The 19,360-nt window shown below is 75.7% G+C and carries 12 protein-coding genes and 1 pseudogene; 3 read left to right on the top strand and 10 right to left on the bottom strand.

Annotation, left to right across the window (positions count from 1 at the left end; genetic code table 11):
- Nucleotides 1–9: 9 nt before the first annotated feature.
- Genes ACFRMQ_RS20750 through ACFRMQ_RS20760 form a run of 3 tightly spaced genes read right to left on the bottom strand, consistent with a single transcriptional unit; the run spans nt 10 to nt 9,099 of the window.
- Nucleotides 10–1,404 (bottom strand): DHA2 family efflux MFS transporter permease subunit, encoded by a 1,395-nt coding sequence (locus ACFRMQ_RS20750; RefSeq protein ID WP_380731975.1) that lies wholly within the window; start codon nt 1,402–1,404, stop codon nt 10–12.
- Complete coding sequence (locus tag ACFRMQ_RS20755) at nt 1,401–1,586, bottom strand: MbtH family protein (RefSeq protein WP_380731976.1); 186 nt, start codon at nt 1,584–1,586, stop codon at nt 1,401–1,403. Before ACFRMQ_RS20755 ends, ACFRMQ_RS20750 begins: the two co-directional genes overlap by 4 nt.
- On the bottom strand, nt 1,579–9,099 hold the full coding sequence (locus ACFRMQ_RS20760; RefSeq protein WP_380731977.1) for an amino acid adenylation domain-containing protein: 7,521 nt from the start codon (nt 9,097–9,099) through the stop codon (nt 1,579–1,581). Before ACFRMQ_RS20760 ends, ACFRMQ_RS20755 begins: the two co-directional genes overlap by 8 nt.
- Before the next feature lie 119 nt (nt 9,100–9,218).
- Here ACFRMQ_RS20760 and ACFRMQ_RS20765 point away from each other — a divergent pair, with 119 nt between their 5' ends.
- The gene (locus ACFRMQ_RS20765; RefSeq protein WP_380731978.1) at nt 9,219–10,412 is read left to right on the top strand and encodes a M20 family metallopeptidase; all 1,194 of its coding nucleotides are present in this window, start codon (nt 9,219–9,221) and stop codon (nt 10,410–10,412) included.
- 92 nt (nt 10,413–10,504) lie between these two features.
- Here ACFRMQ_RS20765 and ACFRMQ_RS20770 read toward each other — a convergent pair whose 3' ends face one another.
- From ACFRMQ_RS20770 to ACFRMQ_RS20800, 7 genes are all read right to left on the bottom strand, one after another.
- Entirely contained in the window at nt 10,505–11,224 is a 720-nt protein-coding gene (locus tag ACFRMQ_RS20770) for an AMP-binding protein (RefSeq protein WP_380731980.1), read from the bottom strand.
- 140 nt (nt 11,225–11,364) lie between these two features.
- Nucleotides 11,365–11,598, bottom strand: a complete 234-nt coding sequence (locus ACFRMQ_RS20775; protein ID WP_380703299.1) for a phosphopantetheine-binding protein — start codon at nt 11,596–11,598, stop codon at nt 11,365–11,367.
- Nucleotides 11,595–12,281 (bottom strand): isochorismatase family protein, encoded by a 687-nt coding sequence (locus ACFRMQ_RS20780; RefSeq protein WP_380731981.1) that lies wholly within the window; start codon nt 12,279–12,281, stop codon nt 11,595–11,597. Before ACFRMQ_RS20780 ends, ACFRMQ_RS20775 begins: the two co-directional genes overlap by 4 nt.
- A gap of 60 nt (nt 12,282–12,341) precedes the next feature.
- Nucleotides 12,342–14,021: a (2,3-dihydroxybenzoyl)adenylate synthase gene (locus tag ACFRMQ_RS20785; RefSeq protein WP_380731982.1), complete on the bottom strand. Its 1,680-nt coding sequence runs from the start codon at nt 14,019–14,021 to the stop codon at nt 12,342–12,344.
- A complete protein-coding gene (dhbC, locus tag ACFRMQ_RS20790; RefSeq protein WP_380731986.1) occupies nt 14,018–15,244 on the bottom strand; it encodes an isochorismate synthase DhbC in 1,227 nt (408 codons plus the stop codon). Before dhbC ends, ACFRMQ_RS20785 begins: the two co-directional genes overlap by 4 nt.
- A 106-nt stretch (nt 15,245–15,350) precedes the next feature.
- Nucleotides 15,351–16,133 carry a 2,3-dihydro-2,3-dihydroxybenzoate dehydrogenase gene (locus ACFRMQ_RS20795; RefSeq protein WP_380731983.1) on the bottom strand — a complete coding sequence of 261 codons (783 nt, stop codon included), beginning with the start codon at nt 16,131–16,133 and terminating at the stop codon, nt 15,351–15,353.
- Nucleotides 16,134–16,534: 401 nt separating this feature from the next.
- Complete coding sequence (locus ACFRMQ_RS20800) at nt 16,535–17,800, bottom strand: CapA family protein (RefSeq protein ID WP_380731984.1); 1,266 nt, start codon at nt 17,798–17,800, stop codon at nt 16,535–16,537.
- A 376-nt stretch (nt 17,801–18,176) separates the two neighbouring features.
- Between ACFRMQ_RS20800 and ACFRMQ_RS20805 the strand changes: the two genes are divergently transcribed.
- Both ACFRMQ_RS20805 and ACFRMQ_RS20810 read left to right on the top strand, forming a co-directional pair.
- Nucleotides 18,177–18,947, top strand: a complete 771-nt coding sequence (locus ACFRMQ_RS20805; RefSeq protein WP_380731985.1) for a universal stress protein — start codon at nt 18,177–18,179, stop codon at nt 18,945–18,947.
- Nucleotides 18,948–19,122: 175 nt separating this feature from the next.
- Nucleotides 19,123–19,360 (top strand): annotated as a pseudogene (locus ACFRMQ_RS20810) (hypothetical protein); the annotation flags it as partial.

A 19,360-nucleotide genomic window follows, 5' to 3' on the forward strand; every position in this document is an offset into this window, starting at 1 on the left:
CCTGAGGACTCAGTCCCCCGGCGGCGGGCCCGGGGCCTCGGCCGGGAGGCGGGCGGCCAGGAGGGCTCCGGCGGCCACCAGTCCGGCGGTGAGCAGGAGGGCGAGGCGGTAGGGCGCCGGGTCCGTGCCGTCGCCGACCGCGCCGAGGAGCGCGGCGGTGGCGGCGATGCCGAGGGCGCCGCCGAGGGTGCGCAGGATGGTGAACAGGCCCATCGCGCGGCCCATGGCGGGCGGCGGGACATCGGCGAAGCCCGCGATCTGGACGGTGAGGACGGCGGTGCCCAGGATCAGGCCGACCGCGAACATCAGCACCCGGACCGCCCAGGGGTTCTCCGCGAAGCCGAGGCAGCCGACCACCGCCGCCGCGAGCAGCAGCGCGGGCAGGGCGAGGCGGCGCGGGCCAAGCCTCGGCAGCAGCCGGTCGACCACCTGCGAGGCCGCCATCAGGCCGATCGCCTCCGGGAAGACGCTCAGTCCGGCGTCCAGGGCCGAGGCGCCGCGCGCCGCCTGATAGAGCAGCGGCAGCACGAACAGCGCGCCCATCAGCCCGGCCGCGGTCAGCAGGGCCAGCCGGCTCGCGGCGCCGAAGGTGCGGTCGGCGAGCAGGCGAAGGTCCACCAGTGGTTCGGCGGCGCGCAGTTGGTGCCGGACCGCGGCTCCCAGCAACACCACGCCGAGCAGTCCGCCCAGGGCCACGCCCGGGGAGGTCCAGCCGTGCGCCGGGCCGAAGCCGAGGGCGTAGGTCAGCAGTCCGAGGCCGGGGGTGGCGAGCAGGAAGCCGGTCGTGTCGAAGCGCCCCGCCGGGGGCTCCGGCTCGCCGCGCAGACCGATCAGCCCGATGAGCACGGCCGCCGCGCCGACCGGCACGTTGACCAGGAACAGCCAGTGCCAGGAGAGGTGTTCGGTGAGGTAGCCGCCGAGCGGCGGCCCGAGGGCGGGCATCAGCGCGGTCGGGACGATCAGGATGCGGCCCAGGCCGGCCCGCTCGTGCGGGGCGAAGGCCCGGAACAGCAGGGTCATCCCGACCGGCGTGAGCAGCCCGCCGGCCACGCCCTGGACGGCCCGGGCGCCGGACAGCGCGCCCAGGCCGGGCGCCGCCGCGCAGAGCGCGGAGGCGAGGGTGAAGACGGCGAGCGAGCCGAGGAAGACCCGCTTGACGCCGTACCGGTCGCCCAGCCAGCCGGCCACCGGCAGGCCGAGCGCGAGGCCGACCAGGAAGGAGGTCTCCACGGCGTTGGCGGCCGAGACCGGCCGGCCGAAGTCCTCGGCGATGCCGAACAGCGCCGGATTGACGATGGTCGAGTCGAGGCCGTTCATGCACATCGCGGCCGTGTAGACGACGACCACCGCGGCGCGCCCCGCGAGCAGGGGGCGCGCCGGGGCGGCGACCGGCGGAGGGGTCACAGCGCGGTCCAGTGCGCGGTGATCCACTCCAGCGCGGCGGCCCGCTCGCACGGGCCGTGCACGATGTCCCAGCCGGCCGGGACTGCGGCGAAGGCGGGCCACAGGGAGTGCTGCCCCTCGGAGTTGGCGAGCGCCAGGAACGTGCCGTCGGCGTCGAAGGGGTTGGCGGGGGCGTCACTCATGGGAGGACCTCTTCAGGTGGTCGGCGATCACGCTCGCGATGTGCGCGATCGGGGCGGGCAGGGTCATGTCCTTGTGGGAGCAGGCCACGTCGGTGTTGGCGATCCGGCCGGACACGTAGGGCGTCCACAGCTCGGGCACCAGGGTGTCGTCGATGGTGTCGACGGTGGCGCGGAAGAACAGCACGTCGCCGTCGAAGCGGCGGTGGTCGTAGCCGCGCACCAGGTGGTTGGTGTTGAGGTAGATCCGGTTCAGCGCGGCCACGGTGGCCTCGTCGAGTCCGGCGAGCGGGCTGCCCTCGGCCCGCAGCAGTTCGGTGACGGCGGCGAGTTCGAGCGGTCGGCCGTCGAGGTCCGCGGGCCCGAAGCCGCCCATGGTGAGCAGCGCCTCCAGCGCCTCGGCCTCGTCGGGGACGGGCAGCTCGCGGAAGCCCTCGGCGGGGTAGGCGTCCAGGATGGCGAGCAGTTCGACGTCCTGGCCGAGCTCCTGGAGCCGGACGGCCACGGCGTGCGCGATGATCCCGCCGGTGGACCAGCCGAGCAGCCGGTACGGGCCCTCCGGCTGGACCTCGCGCAGCCGGTCGGCGTAGTGCGCGGCCAGCTCCTCCAGCGTGGCGGGCAGGGGAAGTTCGGCCGTGGCGGCGCCGACGCCCTGGGCCTGGAGGCCGTAGATCGGGACCTCCCCGGGCAGGTTCCGGATCAGCCCGGTGTAGCACCAGCTGAGGCCGCCGGCCGGGTGGACGGCGAACAGCGGGCGCCGGCGGCCGGGGGCCACGGGCCGCAGCGGGAGCAGCACGTCGAGGGCGTCGGCGCCCGGGGAGCCGGCGGACAGGGCCGCGTCGAGGGCGGCCACCGTGGACGCCTGGAACAGCGCTCCGATGCCGACCTCCAGGCCGAGCACCTCGCGGATCCGCCCGGCGAGGCGCACGATCAGCAGCGAGTGGCCGCCGAGCGCGAAGAAGTCGTCCTCGACGCCGACCGACGCCAACCCGAGGACCTCGGCGAACAGTTCGCACAGCTGCTGTTCGCGCGGGGTGCGCGGCGGGCGGCCGGCACCCGCGGCGGGCGCCTCGGGGGCGGGCAGGGCCCGGCGGTCGAGCTTGCCGTTGGCCGTCAGGGGGAGACGGTCGAGCAGCACGACGGCGGAGGGCACCATGTGGGCGGGCAGCTCGGCGGCGGCGTGGGCGCGCAGGTCGTCCGGCGTGATGGTGCCGGTCACCGCACCGCCGCCGACCGCACCCTCCGCCACCGCACCGCCGCCGACCGCACCCTCCGCCACCGCACCGCCGCCGACCGCACCGCCGGTCACCGCGTAGCCGACCAGTCGCTTGTCCCCCGGCGTGTCCTCCCGGACCACCACGGCGGCGTCGGCGACGGCCGGATGGGCGGCCAACACGGCCTCGATCTCACCGAGTTCGATCCGGAAGCCGCGCAGCTTGACCTGCTGGTCGGCGCGGCCGAAGTACTCCAGCACGCCGTCGGCGCGGCGCCGGGCGAGGTCACCGGAGCGGTACATCCGGGTGCCGCTCTCGCCGAAGAGTCCGGCGTACGGGTCGGCGACGAAGCGGGTGGCGGTCAGCTCGGGGCGGCCGAGGTAGCCGCGGGCCAGGCCCGCCCCGGCCACGTACATCTCGCCGGTGACGCCGGGCGGGACGGGCTGGAGGTGCCGGTCGAGGACGTAGACCCGCAGGTCGGGGATGTTGACACCGATGGTGCTGCTGCTCCCGGCGGCGGCGCTCGCCCGGTCGAGGGCGATGTACGAGACGTGCACGGTGGTCTCGGTGATCCCGTACATGTTGACGAGCGTCGGCGCGTCCTCGGCGTGCCGTTCGTACCAGTCGTCGAGGCGGCCGAGTTCGAGCGCCTCGCCGCCGAACACCACGTAGCGCAGGGAGAGTTCGCTGCCGGGGCGGTCCCGGTCGGCGGCGCTGAGCTGGTAGAAGGCGGACGGCGTCTGGTTGAGCACGGTGACCCGCTCGCGGGCGAGCAGTTCCAGGAAGGCCGCCGGGTCGCGGCTGACCAGGTGCGGGACGACGACCAGGCGACCGCCGTGCAGCAGGGCGCCCCACAGCTCCCAGACGGAGAAGTCGAAGGCGTAGGAGTGGAAGAGCGTCCAGACGTCCTCGGCGCCGAAGCCGAACCAGTCGTCGGTGGCGGTGAACAGCCGGACCACGTTGTGGTGGGTGACGGGCACGCCCTTGGGCCGGCCGGTGGAGCCGGAGGTGTAGATGACGTACGCGGTGTCCTCGGCGCGCAGCGGGCGGGTGCGCTCGTGCTGGGCGAGCGGGACGGCCGGGTGGCGCCCGGACTCCGGGCCGTCGACCAGGAGTTGCCGCACCTCGTGGGCGGGCACGCGGGGTGCGGTGGCCCGGTCGGTGAGCAGGGCGGCGGGGGCGGCGTCGGCCAGCATGTAGGCGAGCCGGTCGGACGGGTAGTCGGGGTCGAGCGGCAGGTAGGCGGCACCGGACTTGGCCACCGCCAGCAGGGCGACGACGAGTTCGAGCGAGCGCGGCAGGGCGAGCGCGACGATGGTGCCGGGGCCGATGCCCTCGGCGGCCAGCAGTCGGGCCAGCCGGTCGGCGCGGGAGGCCAGTTCGGTGTAGTCCAGCCGCTCGTCGCGGTGGCTGACGGCGATGGCGTGCGGGTTGGCGGCGGCGGCCGCCTCGAAGAGCTCGGGCAGGGTCGCGGCGCCCGGGGAGGCCGGGGAGGCCGGGGAAGCCGGGGAGGCCGGGGAAGCCGGGGAGGCCGGGGAAGCCTGGCCGCCGTTCCACTCGACCAGGGCGCGCAGCCGCTCCTCCTCACCGATCAGCGGGAGCCGGCCGATCGGGGTGTCGGGGGCGGTCGCGGCGGCGGTGAGCAGCCGGTCGAGGCGTTCCGCGAGGGCGGTCACGGTGGCGGCGTCGAAGAGGTCGGTGCGGTACTCCAGGAAGCCGCCGATGCCGCCGCCGGGCAGTTCGCCGGCGTTCAGGGTGAGATCGAACTTGGCGGTGCCGCTGGGGATCGCGGCGATGTCGACGGTGAGGCCGCCGCCCAGCGCGATCCGCTCGTCCGGGCGGCTCTGCCAGGCGAGCATCACCTGGAACAGCGGGTGGCGGGCGAGCGAGCGGGCCGGGTTGAGCTCCTCGACCAGCCGGTCGAAGGGGAGGTCGGCGTGCTCGTGCGCGGCGAGCACGGTGTCGCGGACCCGGGCCAGCAGCTCGCGGAAGGTGGGATCGCCGGACGTGTCGGTGCGCAGCACCACGGAGTTGACGAAGTAGCCGACCAGCGCGGCCGTCTCCTCGTCCTCGCGACCGGCCACCGGGGCGCCGATCGGGAGGTCGGTGCCCGCGCCGTGCCGGGTGAGCAGGGCGGCGAGCCCGGCCAGGACGGCCATGAAGACGGTGCCGTCGGCGGCCCGGGCGAGCCCGGCCAGGGCGGCGTGCGCCTCGGCGCCGAGGGTGAAGGGCACGGTGGCGCCCTGGTGGCCCGCGACGGCCGGACGGGGGTGGTCGGTGGGCAGTTCCAGCTGGTCGGGCAGCCCGGCGAGCGCCGTGCGCCAGTACTCCGTCTGCCGGACGGCCAGCGGGCTGGGCGCGTCGGCGGTGCCGAGCCGCTCCCGCTGCCAGACCGCGTGGTCGGCGAACTGGATCGTGAGCTCGGGAAGTTCGGGTGCGTGTCCGGCGGACCTGGCGGTGTGGGCGACGGCCAGGTCACGCAGCAGCGGGGTGGTGGAGGCGCCGTCGCTCGCGATGTGGTGGAGCAGCAGGAGCAGGGTGTGCCGCTCCTGGCCGCCCTCGCTGGAGTGGTCGGCCGCGAACAGCGTGGCGCGCAGCGGCGGTTCGGCCGTCAGGTCGAAGGCGTACCGGACGGCCTCGGCCGGCGTGCCGTTCCCGTCGTGCAGTTCGACGGCGGTCGGCGGCAGGACGCGCTGGTACGGCGTGCCGTCCGGCTCCTCCCCGTAGACGGTGCGCAGGACTTCGTGCCGGGCGACGAGGTCACCGAGGGCGAGGGTGAGGGCGCGCCGGTCGAACGGGCCGGTGAGGGTGAGGGCGAGCGGGATGTTGTAGGTGGGGCTGGGGCCTTCGAGGCGGTGCAGGAACCAGAGCCCGCGCTGGGCGGGCGAGAGCGGCATCCGCTCGGTGCGCGGCACCGGGACCGGGACAGGACGCGGTTCCGGCGTCTCGGTGGCTCCCAGGTGGGCGGCGAGGCCGGCGGGGGTGGGCTGCCGGAACACGTCGGCGAAGCCGACCGGGGCGGCGAAGGTGTCGCGCAGCCGGGCGGCCAGCCGTCCGGCGAGCAGTGAGTGGCCGCCGAGGTCGAAGAAGGAGGCGTCCCGGCCGGGCGCCTGCGGCAGGCCGAGGACCTCGGCGAACAGGCCACAGACCAGCTCCTCGCGGGGCGTGGCCGGGGCGGCGCCGGCGGTGGCGGCGGTGACCGGCTCGGGCAGGGCCCTGTGGTCGAGCTTGCCGTGGGCGGTGCGCGGCAGTTCGTCCAGCAACTGGACGGCCGCCGGGACCATGTGCGCGGGCAGCCGGGCGGCGAGTGCGGCGCGCAGCCCGTCCGGGTCGGGTGTGCTGCCGCCTTCGGGCGCACCGGCCGCCTCGGGTACGGGGCCGGCCTCGGGTACGGGGCCGGCCTCGGGTACGGGGCCGGCCTCGGGTACGGGGCCGGCCTCGGGCACGGCGTAGGCGAGCAGGCGCTTGCCCTGCGGCCCGGGGCGGGCGATCACCACGGCCTGGGCGACGCCCGGCAGTTCGGCGAGGACCGCGGCGACCTCGCCGGGCTCGACCCGGAAGCCGCGGATCTTCACCTGGTCGTCGGCCCGGCCGAGGAACTCCAGGGTGCCTCCCCCGGCCTCCGGCCGGGGGGACCCCGATGCCCGGCGGCGGGCGAGGTCTCCGGTGCGGTACATCCGGCTGCCGGGCGGGCCGAACGGGTCGGCGAGGAAGCGCTCGGCGGTCAGGTCGGGGCGGCCGAGGTAGCCGTGGGCCAGGCAGGCGCCGGCCACGTACAGCTCACCGGTGACGCCGTCGGGCACGGGGCGCAGCGAGCCGTCCAGGACGTAGGCGCGGGAGCCGCGCACCACCCGGCCGGTCGGGGCGCCGTCCGGGCCCGGGGTCCAGGCGTAGGCGTCGACGGTGGTCTCGGTCGGGCCGTAGAGGTCGACCGGGTGCAGACCGGGGACGGCGGTCAGACGCTGCCAGAGCGCGGGCGGGGTGGCCTCGCCGCCGACCACGAGGACGGACGGGCGGTGCCTTCCCTCATCCAGGATGCCTTCGGCGAGCAGGACTTCGAGGTAGGAGGGGGTGAGGTCGAGGTAGTCGACGCGCTCGCGGTCGAGGTGGGCGGCCAGGGCGGCCGGGTCGCGGTAGGTGGCGTCGTCCAGCAGGTGGAGTTCGTGGCCGTGGACCATCCAGAGCACCGGGTCCCAGGAGGCGTCGAAGGCGAACGAGGCGCTGTGGGCGACGCGCAGCCGGTCCCGGCCGGTGCGGCGCAGGGCGGGGGCGATGTGGTCCTCGCCGAGGCCCGCGTGCAGGTTGGCCAGCGAGGCGTGGGTGACCACCACGCCCTTGGGGCGGCCGGTGGACCCGGAGGTGTGCAACACGTAGGCCGGGTGGTGCGGTTGGGGCGCCGGCGGGGCGGTGTCGGCCTCGGTGTCCGCCTCCCCCGGCGCGGTGGTGTCCGCCTCCCCCGGCGCGGTGGTGTCCGCTTCCCCCGGCGCGGTGGTGCCGGTCTCCTCTGACAGGACGGCGTCGGCATCCCCCAGCCGGACGGTGGGCAGACCGGCGGGCAGGTCGAGCGCGGCGAGGGCCTCGGCGGTGCCGATCGCGCAGAGCGGGCGGGCGTCGGCCAGCACGGCGGCGAGGCGCTCCGCGGGGTGGGTGAGGTCGAGCGAGACGCAGGCGCCGCCCGCCTTGAGGACGGCGAGCATCGCGATCAGGGTGTCGGTGCCGCGCGGCAGGGCGATCGCGACCGGCGAACCCGCGCGGACGCCGAGGGCGGTCAGGCGGTGGGCGAGGCGGTTGGCGGCGCGGTCGAGTCGCCGGTACGTCAGGGCGGTCGGGCCGGAGCGGACGGCGACGGCGTCCGGCGTGCGGGCGGCCTGGGCGGCGAACAGCTCGGGCACGGTCAGCTCGGCCGGGGGTTCGGTGCGGCCTGCGGTGGCCCGGCGCAAGCCTTCCGGGTCGAGCAGGTCGATCCGGGCGATCGGCGTCCGCGGGTCGGTGAGCAGGAGGTCGGCGAGGGCGTCGAGGTAGCGCAGCAGACCGTCCCGGTGGGCGGCGAGGGAAGCGGCGCCGTGACGGTCCGGGTCGGCGTCGAGGACCAGGCGCAGCGCGCCGTCCGGACCGGGTGAGATGTTCAGGGCGAGGTCGTCCACCGGGCCGGCGGCCAGGTTGCGGACGGTGCCGGGCAGGCCGGCGAGGTCGAGGTCGCTCTCGAAGGCCTTGATGTTGACCATCGGGCCGAACAGGGCGCGGCGGTCGCCGGTGCGGCCGAGGTCGCGGCGCAGGTCCTCCAGCGGGTAGCGCTGGTGGCGGCGGACGGCGCGCAGCTCGCGCACCACCGTGCGCAGCAGGGTCTCGGCGCTGTCGGCGGGGTGGACGGCGAGGCGCAGCGGAAGCACGTTGGCGGCGGCGACGGGGGTGCGCAGGGCGGCCGGGCCTCGGCGGTTGGCGAGCGGCAGACCGAGGACGACGTCCTGGGCGCCGGTCAGGCGGTGCAGGTAGCCGGCGGTGGCGGCGAGGAGCAGTTCGGCCCAGGTGGCGCGGGCGGTGGCGGCGGCGCGTTCCAGGCGGTCGCGGGTGCCGGCGGGGAGGTCGACGGTGAGGCGGATTCCCGCACCGGGGTTGGGGGTTGAGGGGAGGGCGGGGGCGGGTTCGGGGATGCCCGGGAGGGTCGCCGGGGTGTCGGCGTCGGCCAGCCGGGCGGACCAGTGGGCACGGTCGGCCGCGTATTCCGCGCTCGCGCGGTAGGCGGCTTCCTCGGCGGCGGCCTCGGCGAGCGTGGCGAACGGGGTCGGGGCGGGTTCGGTACCGGCGGCGCGCGCGGCGTAGAGGGCGGCGACCCGCTCGCCCAGGAGGGTCAACGCGTAGGCGTCGACGGCGAAGTGGTGGATGCGGCGGTACCAGATCCGACGGTTCCCGGCGAGGCGGATGAGCGCGTGGGTGAACAGCGGGCCTTCGGCGAGATCGGCCGGGCGGGCGAGGTCGGCGCGCGTCCAGGCCTCCGCCGCGGCGGCGGGGTCGGCGGCGGCCCGCAGGTCGAGGCGGTGCAGTGGCCAGTGCGGGCCCGGGCGCACCTGCTGGCGGGGCGTGCCGTCCGGACCGGTGACGACGACGGCGCTCAGTGCTTCCGCCTCCTCCACCGCCTGCCGCAGCGCCTGCTCGAACCGGTCCTCGTCGAGTGGGCCGGTGATCTCGACGGCGTCGCCGGTGTTGTAGACCGGGCTGGCCGGGTCGAGGGCCTGGGCGTACCAGATGGCGGCCTGGGCGGCGAGCAGGGGGATGTCGGCGGTCTGGGTTTCGACGGCGGGCATGGGGTGGAGAGCTCCTCGGGGATCCGGAACGCCTTACTTAGGTTAGCCTAATCTAACTTCATATGATCTGGTCAACAGCTCGGAAAAGTCCGGGCCCTGACACACCGGAGGCGCCACCCATGCCCCTGACCGAGCCGCCGACCACGCCTCTCGCCGAGGCCAAGCAGGCCGTGCGCGAACGCGTCCACGCCCACCGCGCGGACCTCCTCGCACTCAGCCGGCGCATCCACACGCACCCCGAGACCGCCTTCGAGGAGCACCTCGCGGCCGCCTGGTGCGCCGAACTCCTGGGCGCGCACGGCTACGCGGTCACCGCGCCCGCGCACGGACTGGCCACCGCCTTCGACGCGCGACTCGGCAGCGGGCCGGTCACCGTCGCGCTGGTCTGCGAGTACGACGCGCTGCCCGGGCTCGGACACGCCTGCGGACACAACCTGATCGCCGCCGCGGGGATCGGCGCCGCACTCGGGCTCGCCCCGTACGCGGACGAACTCGGGCTCACGGTACGGGTGATCGGCGCGCCGGCCGAGGAGCGCGGAGCGGGCAAGGCGCTACTGCTGGAGGCGGGGGCGTTCGACGGGGTGGACGCGGCGATGATGGTCCACCCCTGCCCCGTCGAGGTCGCCGACTTCCGCTCCTTCGCTCTCGGCACGCTGTCCGTCCGCTACACCGGGCGGGCCGCCCACCCGAGCCTCGATCCGCACCGGGGGCGCAACGCCGCCGACGCGCTCACCGTCGCCCAGGTCGCGATCGGGCTGCTGCGCCAGCAACTCCCGCCGCAGTGGCGGGTGCACGGCATCACCACGGCGGCGGGGACGGCACCGAACCTGATCCCCGACCGCGCGAGCGCCGAGTACGAGATCCGCGCCTCGGCGGCCGAGGACCTCGCCGAGCTGCGCTCCCGGATCGAGGACTGCTTCCGCGCGGGGGCGCTCGCCACCGGGTGCGAGGTGGAGCTGACCCGGCCCGAGCCGGACTACCTGGACATGCGCTCCGACCCCGGGCTGCTGGCCCTGTGGCGGGCCAACGCGACGGCGCTCGGCCGGCCGGAGCCGGTCGAGAGCGGGCCCTTCGCCTGTACGGACATGGGGAACGTGTCACACGTGGTGCCGTCGATCCATCCGGTGCTGGACATCACCGGCGGCGCCTGCGCCCCGCACGAGGCGGCGTTCGCCGAGGCGGCGCTGGGCCCGCAGGCGGAGCGGGCGGTGCTGGACGGCGCGGTGGCGATGGCGTGGACGGCGGTGGACCTGGTGACGGGTCCGGCGGTGGATCGGGCGGGGACGGTGGATCCGGCGGCGGCGGACGCATGACGGCCGACAACTTTCAGCGAACAGATGACGAAATCTGTTCGCTGAAAGTTGTCACCTGAAATCCGTCCGTCCGCCCCGGCCCCGACGCCCCCTCACCCGCCGAGCAGGACCCCCGGCGCCACCCGCACCGCCGTCACACCCAGCTCCCGCACCAACGCCCCGACCTGCCCCTCCCGCCCTTCCGGCCCTTCCCGCCCCGAATCGGCGAGCACCACCGCGGCGCCCGTCCGCAGTGGCCACAGGTACTCCCAGAGCGGCAGGCCCAGGTGCAGCACCCGGTCCCCCGGCCCGAGCGGGTGGGCCGCCTGGAGCTCGCGCACCCGGCGGTCCGCCTCGGCGTGGGTGAGCCGGACGGCGGTCGGGCGCCCGCCCGGACCGTACCCGACACAGAGCAGGTGCTGCGGGGTGAGCGCCCGGGGCGGGTCGGTGGACAGCTCGCCGTCCGTCTCCAGCGCCGCGAGCGCGCCCGGCACCCCCTCCCCCAGCACACAGACCGGGGCGTTCTCGGCGAGCAGCCGCTCCCGCCGACCGGGCGCGTCCGTCGGGTCCAGCGGCAGGTACGCCGCGCCCGACTTCGCCACCGCCAGCAGCGCCGTCAGCAGTTCGGCCGGTCGGCGGAAGCCCGCCAGGCCGACCACCCCACCCGGACGGGCGCCCCGGGCGGCCAGGGCCCGCGCCAGCCGGTTGGCCGAGGCGTTCAGCTCCCGGTAGCCGACGGTCCCGCCGTCCGCGAGCACCAGGGCCGGCGCGTCCGGTGTCCGGGCCGCTTGCGCCTCGACCGGCCCCACCACGGTGGTCGCCGGGTACCGCACCGCCCGACGGGGCAGCGGAGGCAACCCGGGCAGCGCCGTACGCCCCTCCGCACGCCCCGCCGAGTGCCTCTCCGTACGCGCCGCCGAACCCGCCGCCGCGCCGACGGCGCCCGGGGACGCCTCCCGGACCCCCGCCGCCATCACGCCGCGCCCAGCAGCTCGGCCCAGGCCTCGATCGCCGGGCGCTCCGCGAGTTCGACGAACGCCACCTCGGCCCCCTCCTCCCGCCAACGCGCGGCGAGTGTCATCAGCCGGATGGAGTCCAGCCCCCAGTCGACCAGGTTCTCGTCCAGCGGGATCTCCGCCGGGTCCTCGCCGAGCAGGTCGGCGACCTCGGCCCGGATCCGCTCCACCGTGAAGCCCACGCCCGTCACTTCCCGCCCGCCCCTTCGAGTTCCCCGCCGACCGGCACGCCCGCGGCCGCACCCAGCATCCCGAGCACGGCCTCCGTCGTGGCGACCGTCCCGCAGCGCCCGGCCACCCAGGCCAGCGCGCCCCGGTGCTCCGCCGGGCCGAAGTCCGCGACCGCGTCGGCCACCACGAAGGCCGGCAGGTCCCGCATCCACGCGTCGCAGGCGGTGGCCTGCACGCCGATGTGCGCGTACACGCCGGTGATCACCAGCTGGTCCCGCCCCTGCTCGCGCAGCAGCCGATCCAGCTCGGTGCGCACGAAGGCGCTGTACTTCCACTTGGTGAGCACGGTGTCCCCCGGCGCCGGGGCGACGGCCTCGGCGATCGCGGTGGCCCGAGGGTCGTCGGGGATGCCCGGCCCCCAGAAGTCCTGCTGGAGCCCGCGCTCGGCCGGGCTCTGTCCGCCGAGCTGCGCCGAGTACACGACGGGGACGCCCGCGGCACGCGCCGCCGAGGCCAAGGCCGCGACGTTGCCGAGGAGTTCGGGCACCGGTGCGGCGTCGGCCCGATAGGCGTCCAGGAAGTGGTTCTGCAGGTCGTGCACCAGCAGGACGGCGCGGGCCGGGTCCACCGTCCAGGCGACCCGGTTGGCGGGCAGTTCCTCGGCGGCGGGCATGGGATAGCTCGGAATGCGGGGCAGGCCCACGGTGGTGTTCCTTTACTGGATCTCGGAAGCCGGTTGCGGTTGCGGTGGATCAGCGAGCGGTCAGCGGGCGATCAGCGAGGCCGCGATGGCGGCTCGCAGGTCCTTCTTGCTGACCTTCCCGATCCCGGTGGCCGGGAAGGCCTCGACGAACTCGACCCGGTCCGGCACCTTGTACTCGGCGAGTCCGCGCTGACGCACGAAACGCTTCAACTCGACGCCCTTCGGGGGCTGTTCGCGGTACTCGGCGCGCAGCACCAGATACGCGCAGGTGCGCTCGCCCAGGTACTGGTCGGGCATCGACACCACTGCCGCGTCGTGCACCGCGGGGTGCGCGAGCAGGTGGTTCTCGACCTCCTCGGCGGCGACCTTCTCACCGCCCCGGTTGATCTGGTCCTTGGCCCGCCCCTCGACCACCAGGTGGCCGGTCGGGGTGCGCCGGACCAGGTCACCGGTGCGGTAGAACCCGTCCTCGGTGAAGGAGTTGGCGTTGTGGTCCGGCGCGTTCCAGTAGCCGCGGATGGTGTACGGCCCGCGGGTCAGCAGGTGGCCGGTGACGCCGTCGGGCAGGTCCCGGTCCTGGTCGTCCACCACCCGGACCTCGTCGTCCGGCGAGATCGGCCGACCCTGGGTGGTGGTGATCAGCTCCTCCGGGTCGTCCAGCCGGGTGTAGTTGACCAGTCCTTCGGCCATCCCGAACACCTGCTGGAGCGTGCAGCCCAGCACCGGCCGCACCCTCCGGGCCGCCTCCGTGCTGAACTTGGCGCCGCCGACCAGCAGCACCTCCAGGCTCTCGTACCCGCGGGCGCCGCGCTCGGCGGCGTCCAGCCAGAGCAGCGCGAGCGGCGGCACCAGCCCGGTGATGGTCACGCCCTCGCGCTCGATCAGCGGGAAGGCCGTCTCCGGGGCGGGCTGGGGGCAGAGCACCACTCGGCCGCCGGCGTACAGCGTTCCGAGTGAACCCGGGGAGCTGAGCGGGAAGTTGTGGGCTGCGGGCAGCGCGCACAGGTACACGCTGTCCGCGTCCTGCCCGCACAGCTCGACCGAGCCGCGCAGCGAGTAGATGTAGTCGTCGTGGGTGCGCGGGATCAGCTTCGGCACGCCGGTGCTGCCGCCGGAGAGCTGGAGGAAGGCGACGTCCCCGGGCCCGGGCTCCCCGCCGAAGGCCTCCGGGCCGGGCCCGTCACCGGGCACGTCCGCGAGCCGGACGTGCTCCCCCGGGTCCTCCCCCGCCACCAGCACCAGCCGCAGCGCGGGGTTCTCCGCGCGTACCCGACCGGCGAGTTCGCGGTAGTCGTAGCCGCCCTCGACGCCCGGCACCACGTACCCGACCGCCCCGGTGAAGGAGCAGAAGTACCCGATCTCGGCGTACCGGTGGGCGGGCAGCGCGAAGACCGGCAGCGCGCCGATCCGGAAGAGCGCGAAGACGACCTCGAAGAACTCGGCGGCGTTGGGGAGTTGGACCACCACGCGGTCGCCGGCCCGGATGCCCCGGGCGAGCATTCCGGCGGCCATCCGGTCGGCCCGGCGGTCGAGTTCGGCGTACGTCCAGCGCCGCTCCTCCGCTGCCACCGAGTGGCCGCCCGGGTCGACCACGGCGGTCCGCTCGCCGTGCTCGGCGGCGCGCTCGCGCAGCATCCGCCCGAAGGTCTCGCCGCGCCAGTACCCGGCGGCCCGGTAGCGCTCGGCGAACTCGGAGGGGTACGGGGCGAAGCCCGCCCGGACGGTCTCCAGCGGCGTCACCGGGCCACCCCCACGGCGTCCAGGAAGGTGCGGAACTTGGCACTGGTCTCGGCGAGTTCGGCCTCCGGCCGGGACTGCTCGACCACGCCCGCGCCGGCGTACACCCGCAGCGTCCGCTCCTGCGCCTCCGCGCAGCGGATGGTGACCACCCACTCGCCGTCGCCGGTCGCGTCCTCCCAGCCGACCATGCCGGTGTAGAGACCGCGGTCGAAGGGCTCGACCTCGCCGATCACCCCGCGCGCCAGGTCCGTCGGCGTGCCGCAGACCGCCGGGGTGGGGTGCAGCGCGCAGGCCAGCTCCAGGGCCGAGACCGCCGGGTCGGCCAGCTCGCCGCGGATCGTGGTGGCCAGGTGCCACATCGCCGCCGTGCGCACCAGCGTGGGCCGCTCGGGCACCTCCAGGGAGCGGCAGTAGGGCGTCAGCGCGTCGCGGATGGCGTCCACCACGACGGCGTGCTCGTGCAGGTCCTTGGGCGACTCCATCAGCGCGGCCGCCCGCCGGACGTCCTCGCCGAGGTCATCGCTGCGCGGCACCGAGCCGGCCAGCGGGTTGGCCAGCACGGCCGTCCCCCTCCGGGAGAGCAGGAGTTCGGGGCTGGCACCGATCAGGGTACGACCGCCGCCGGCCGGGACGGCGAAGGTGTAGCCGCCCGGGTCGCGCCGGGCCAGCCGCTGCAGGATGGCGGGCAGGTCGAGCGGCTCGGCGGTGCTCAGCTCCAGCGTCCGGGCCAGCACCACCTTGCTCAACTCCCCGCAGCGCAGCCGCTCGACGGCCGCGGCGACGCCCGCCCCGTACGCCTCCGGCGCGGGCACCGGGCTGATCCGCCAGTCGGCCCGCTCGGCCGGCGGCGCGGGCAGCGCGATCAGCGGGTCGTCGCGCAGCGCCCCGGCGGTGCGGATCCGGGCGGGGACGGCGAGTTCGACCCGGCTGTCCCGGTCGAACGCCACCGCGCCCACCACCAGGGGCCGTTCGATCCCGGCCCGGCCCGCCTGGGCCAGCGTCTCGACCACCCGCACGGGCAGCGGCCGCCCGTCCTGCGGCACCCGGGCGTGCACGCCGGAGCCGAGCAGGGTGCGGGTCGGCGAGGCGAAGAAGGACTCGTCGGAGCCTGCCCGGTACTGGCCGAGCAGTCCGCTGGCCGCACCGATGACGGCGTGGTCCGGGCCCCCGGCGAAGGCGTTCGCCGGGGCGTCGGGCCCGGCGGGTGTCGGCCCCGCGGCCATCGGCCCGGCGGGTATCGGCCCCGCGGGGGCGTGGTGCACCGTGGTCACGGTGTTCTCTCCAGTCTGGGAGGGTTCTGGGGGGGAGGGGCGGGTGGAGCGGCGCCGCTCAGGCGCGCAGGGTCGCGCCGCCGTCGACGTACAGGTCGTGCATGGTGATGTGCCGCGCCCGGTCGGAGGCCAGGAAGACCACCGCCTCCGCGATGTCGGCGGGCGCGGCGATCCGGCCGAGCGGGATGCCGACCCGCCAGGCGCTCAAGTCACCATCGATCACCCGGCGTTCGGCCGCTTCGACGTCCTCGCCCCACAGCGCGCGCTGCATCTCGGTGTCGGTCGAACCGGGCGACACCACGTTGCACCGCACCCCGGACCGGGCGAGTTCCAGCCCCAGGCAGCGGGTGAACATGGTGGCCGCCGCCTTGGACGCCGCGTAGGCGGCCATCCCGGCCCGCGGCACCCCGGCGGCGTTGGAGCCGACGGTCACGATCGCCCCGCGCCCGCGGTCCGCCATCCGGCGGCCGACGGCGCGGCTGGTGTGGAAGACGCCGTCGGTGTTCACGGCGAAGGTGTCGGCCCAGTCGTCGTCGGTGAGTTCGACGGCCGGGGCGGTGCGCAGGATGCCCGCGACGTTCACCAGCGTGCCGATCGGGCCGAGTTGGTCCTCGATCGACTCCACCGTCTCATTCACGGCTTTGGCCTCGGAGACGTCCAGGACGTACGGGCGCACGGACGGGACCTCGGCCACCAGGGCGTCGAGCCCTCCGGGCTTGCGGTCCACCGCCGCGACGACGGCACCTTCGGCCACCAGCGCCCGGACCACGGCGACGCCGATGCCCTGTCCGGCACCGGTGACCATCGCGACGGCACCGGCGAATTCGGACTGTTGCTGCACGGGACATCCCCTCCGACCAGCGAGATTAGGCAAGGCTAACCTAACACAGCTGTTCGCCCGTGCCGACAGTCTGTGCGAACGTCAACTCGCCCCGGACACGGAGAAGCCGCCCGCCCCGGGTGGGGACGGGCGGCCTCGGGTGCGCCGCGATGACCGGCACGGCGGGCCCTACGACAGGCGGGCCGCGTGGATCGGGTCGAATCCGTCGCGGCCCTCGCCGTCCGGGTGTTCCGCGCGGCGTCCGCCCGCGCGACGGGCGACCCGCCGGGGCGCGAGGTTCGCCGGGCGGACGCGGGCGATCGGCGGGAGGCCGGAGGCGTGGTCGGCCGCGCGGGCGGAGGCGGCGACGGCGACGGCGACCTCAATCGCCAGACCTCGTGTCCGCCCACGGCGGACACGCCCTAGCGAGGGACGGCGGGGGTCGTCGAAGCCTTGGTGGCGGCCGAGTTGGGCTTGGCGGTGGCCGAGTTGGGCTTGGCCGGTGCCGTGGACGGGGGTGCGGCGGGGGAAGCGTCCGAGGCGGCGGGCGCGGAGCCGCCGGGGGCGGTCGGCGCCGGGGCGAGGCCCGTACAGCCGCGCAGGCCGTCGCGGCGCTTGAGGGCGGCCTCGGCGGTGGCGCCGGTGACGGGCTCCGGGATGCCCTTGTCGTCGATGGTGGCCGGGGTGAAGGTCTCACCGGTCACCTTGCCGTCGCCGGTGAGGGTCAGGGTGGTGACACCGGTCTCGTTGGAGTTGGCGTAGTTGGAGGTGCCGTACCAGAGGAAGTTGCCGAAGCCGTACCCGATGTAGGTGGTGCCGAGCATGCCCGAGCCGACCATGGTGTGCGCGTGGGTGCCGACCACCGCGGTGGCGCCGGCGGTGGCGAGCTTCTTGGCGATGGTGGTCTGCGCGGTGGTCGGGCAGGCCTTGCCCTCGTCGCCCCAGTGCAGGTAGACAAGCACCACCGGGGCCTGCTGCTTGGCCGTCTCCACCGCCTTGACCAGCGCCGGAACGTCCAGCGCCGAGGCGATGCCCGGCTTGTTGGCGCCGGCCCGCCACTTCTGGTTGGTGATGTCCTCGACCTGGCTGGCGGCGACCACCGCGACCTTCACCCCGCGCACGGTGGTGACGTACGGGGCGTACGCCTCCTTGGCGTTGTGCCCGACGCCGACCACCGGGATCGGCGAGGAGTCCTTGGCGGCGAGGGTGTCGGTGAGGCCGTCGGCGCCGAAGTCCACGGCGTGGTTGTTGGCCATCGAGACGACGTCGACGCCCGAGTCCTTGAGCACCGACAGCGCCTTGGGCGAGGTGCGGAAGGTGTACGTCTTCGGCTCCGGGGCGCCGCGCCCGGTGATCGCGGTCTCCAGGTTGAGGACGGACAGGTCGGCGTCGGCGAGGGTGCGGGAGATCGGTCCGAGCGCCGGCTCGGGCGGCTTGACGGCCAGCCGGGGCGCGGTGCGGCCCTCGAAGTGGACGTCGCCGGCGAACGCGACGGTGATGGTGCCGTCCGGCCGGGGTTCGGTGCTCTTGGCCGGGGCCGTGCCGGAGGGTGTGCCGTCCGGCTCGCCGGACGTGCTCGGCGGGGCGGGGGCGGCGGAGGCCGGGGCCGGGTCGGGGTCGTCCGGCCCACAGGCGGCGACGGCGGTCAGTCCGACGAACAACGCGACGGCGGCCGCGGCACGGCGCATGAGTGGATCCCCCCGAGGACGATGCGAGATCGGTCAGCCTACGCCACCCGATCGCCACCTCCCCGACCCGAGTCCACAACATTCCGGACACAACCGGATGCCGACGGGCCCGCCGTACGGGGCACCACCGGAACCGGCCGATCCGGCGCGTTCCCACCCCGGTCGGCACCCGTCCCGGCCCTTACCCGGCCCGCCCCGTGCCCGACCCGTGCCCGACCCGGCCTGTGCCCGACCCGCCCCGTAGCCGTCCTGGCCCACCCGTCCCAATCGCCCCCGCCTCTCCGGCCACCGCGTCCCTGGCGCGGAGGCGGGCGGGGCGCGCAGCGTGGTGTGGGGGGGAGCGGCTCCAGCACCGGAGGCCCGGAGGTGTGACGTGATGGCCGACAACCAACCCTCCCCCGTGGGCGGCGGACCCGCCGCGACCCGGGAACGCCGGATCGTGGTCGGGATCGACGGCTCCGAACCGTCGAAGACGGCCCTGCGCTGGGCGATCGGCCAGGCCGTCCTGACCGGGGCCACGGTGCACGCGGTGGCGGCCTGGGAGTACCCCTCGCTGTACGGCTGGTTCGCGCCGATGGTGGACGACGGCTTCGAGCGGACCGCCCGCCGTACGCTGAGCGCCGAGATCAACGAGATCCTCGGCCCGGACCGCCCGGTGGAGGTCCGTGAGAGCCTGGTCCTCGGCCATGCCGCCGAGGTGCTGCTGGAGGCCGCCGCGGACGCCGACCTGCTGGTGCTGGGCAGCCGCGGCCGGGGCACCTTCGCCCGGACGCTGCTCGGCTCGGTGTCCACCCGCTGCGCCGTGCACGGGGCCTGCCCGGTGGTCATCGTCCGCTCCGGAGTGGCGGCCGCCCCGTCGCGGGCCGTGGCCGGTGGAGCCGAGCGGACCGCCCCGGGCACGGTACGCACCAAGGACTGGCAGCTCAGCCTGCACGTGGTCGAGGACGAGGACACCACCAGAGTGCACGCCGTGCTGGACGCCGACGGCGACGTCCTGCACAGCGACACCCGCTCCCGCCGCAACCCCCGTGACGCCCCCGCCCCGGAGGTCGGCGACGAGTTCGCGGTCGGCCGCGCCCTGGTGGACCTCGGTCACCAGTTGCTGCGCGCGGGTGTCCACGGCGCCACCGGGGCGGTCGAGGAGTGAGCGGGCGCCCGGGCGTGCGCGCCGGGTGGGGGCGCTGACCGCGGGGACGCCACGTGTGGGGGCGCGGGTGCCGCGCACCGACCGGGGTGTGCGCACGGGCCGCGTGCGGTAGGAGATGCTGAATCGCCGTACGTCCGTCCCCCACCGCGCCCCGACCGGAAGAGCCAGCCCCGCCATGGACACCACCCCGGGCTCCGGAAGCCCTGCCCCGGAAACCCCTGCCGCCGACGGCGTGCGCGAGGGCGCCCCCGCCCGCACGCCCGACGGCGTGCCCGACGACGTGCACGGCGACGTGCACGGCGGCGTGCACGGCGGCGTGCACGGTCGGGGCGTCCGCGCCACGCCGGGCACCCCCGCCCCGGACTTCACGCCCGCCGAGCGTGCCCGGGGCCGCGCGCGGCGCCGCGCCCAGC

It is taken from the genome of Kitasatospora sp. NPDC056783, assembly GCF_042789895.1.
GTDB lineage: Bacteria > Actinomycetota > Actinomycetes > Streptomycetales > Streptomycetaceae > Kitasatospora.

Excerpts from the sequence above, each read along its gene's own strand:
- ACFRMQ_RS20755 (WP_380731976.1), bottom strand. The coding sequence starts at position 1,586 with ATGAGTGACGCCCCCGCCAACCCCTTCGACGCCGACGGCACGTTCCTG.
- ACFRMQ_RS20760 (WP_380731977.1), bottom strand. The coding sequence starts at position 9,099 with ATGCCCGCCGTCGAAACCCAGACCGCCGACATCCCCCTGCTCGCCGCC.
- ACFRMQ_RS20765 (WP_380731978.1), top strand. The coding sequence starts at position 9,219 with ATGCCCCTGACCGAGCCGCCGACCACGCCTCTCGCCGAGGCCAAGCAG.
- dhbC (WP_380731986.1), bottom strand. The coding sequence starts at position 15,244 with ATGGCCGCGGGGCCGACACCCGCCGGGCCCGACGCCCCGGCGAACGCC.
- ACFRMQ_RS20800 (WP_380731984.1), bottom strand. The coding sequence starts at position 17,800 with ATGCGCCGTGCCGCGGCCGCCGTCGCGTTGTTCGTCGGACTGACCGCC.
- ACFRMQ_RS20805 (WP_380731985.1), top strand. The coding sequence starts at position 18,177 with ATGGCCGACAACCAACCCTCCCCCGTGGGCGGCGGACCCGCCGCGACC.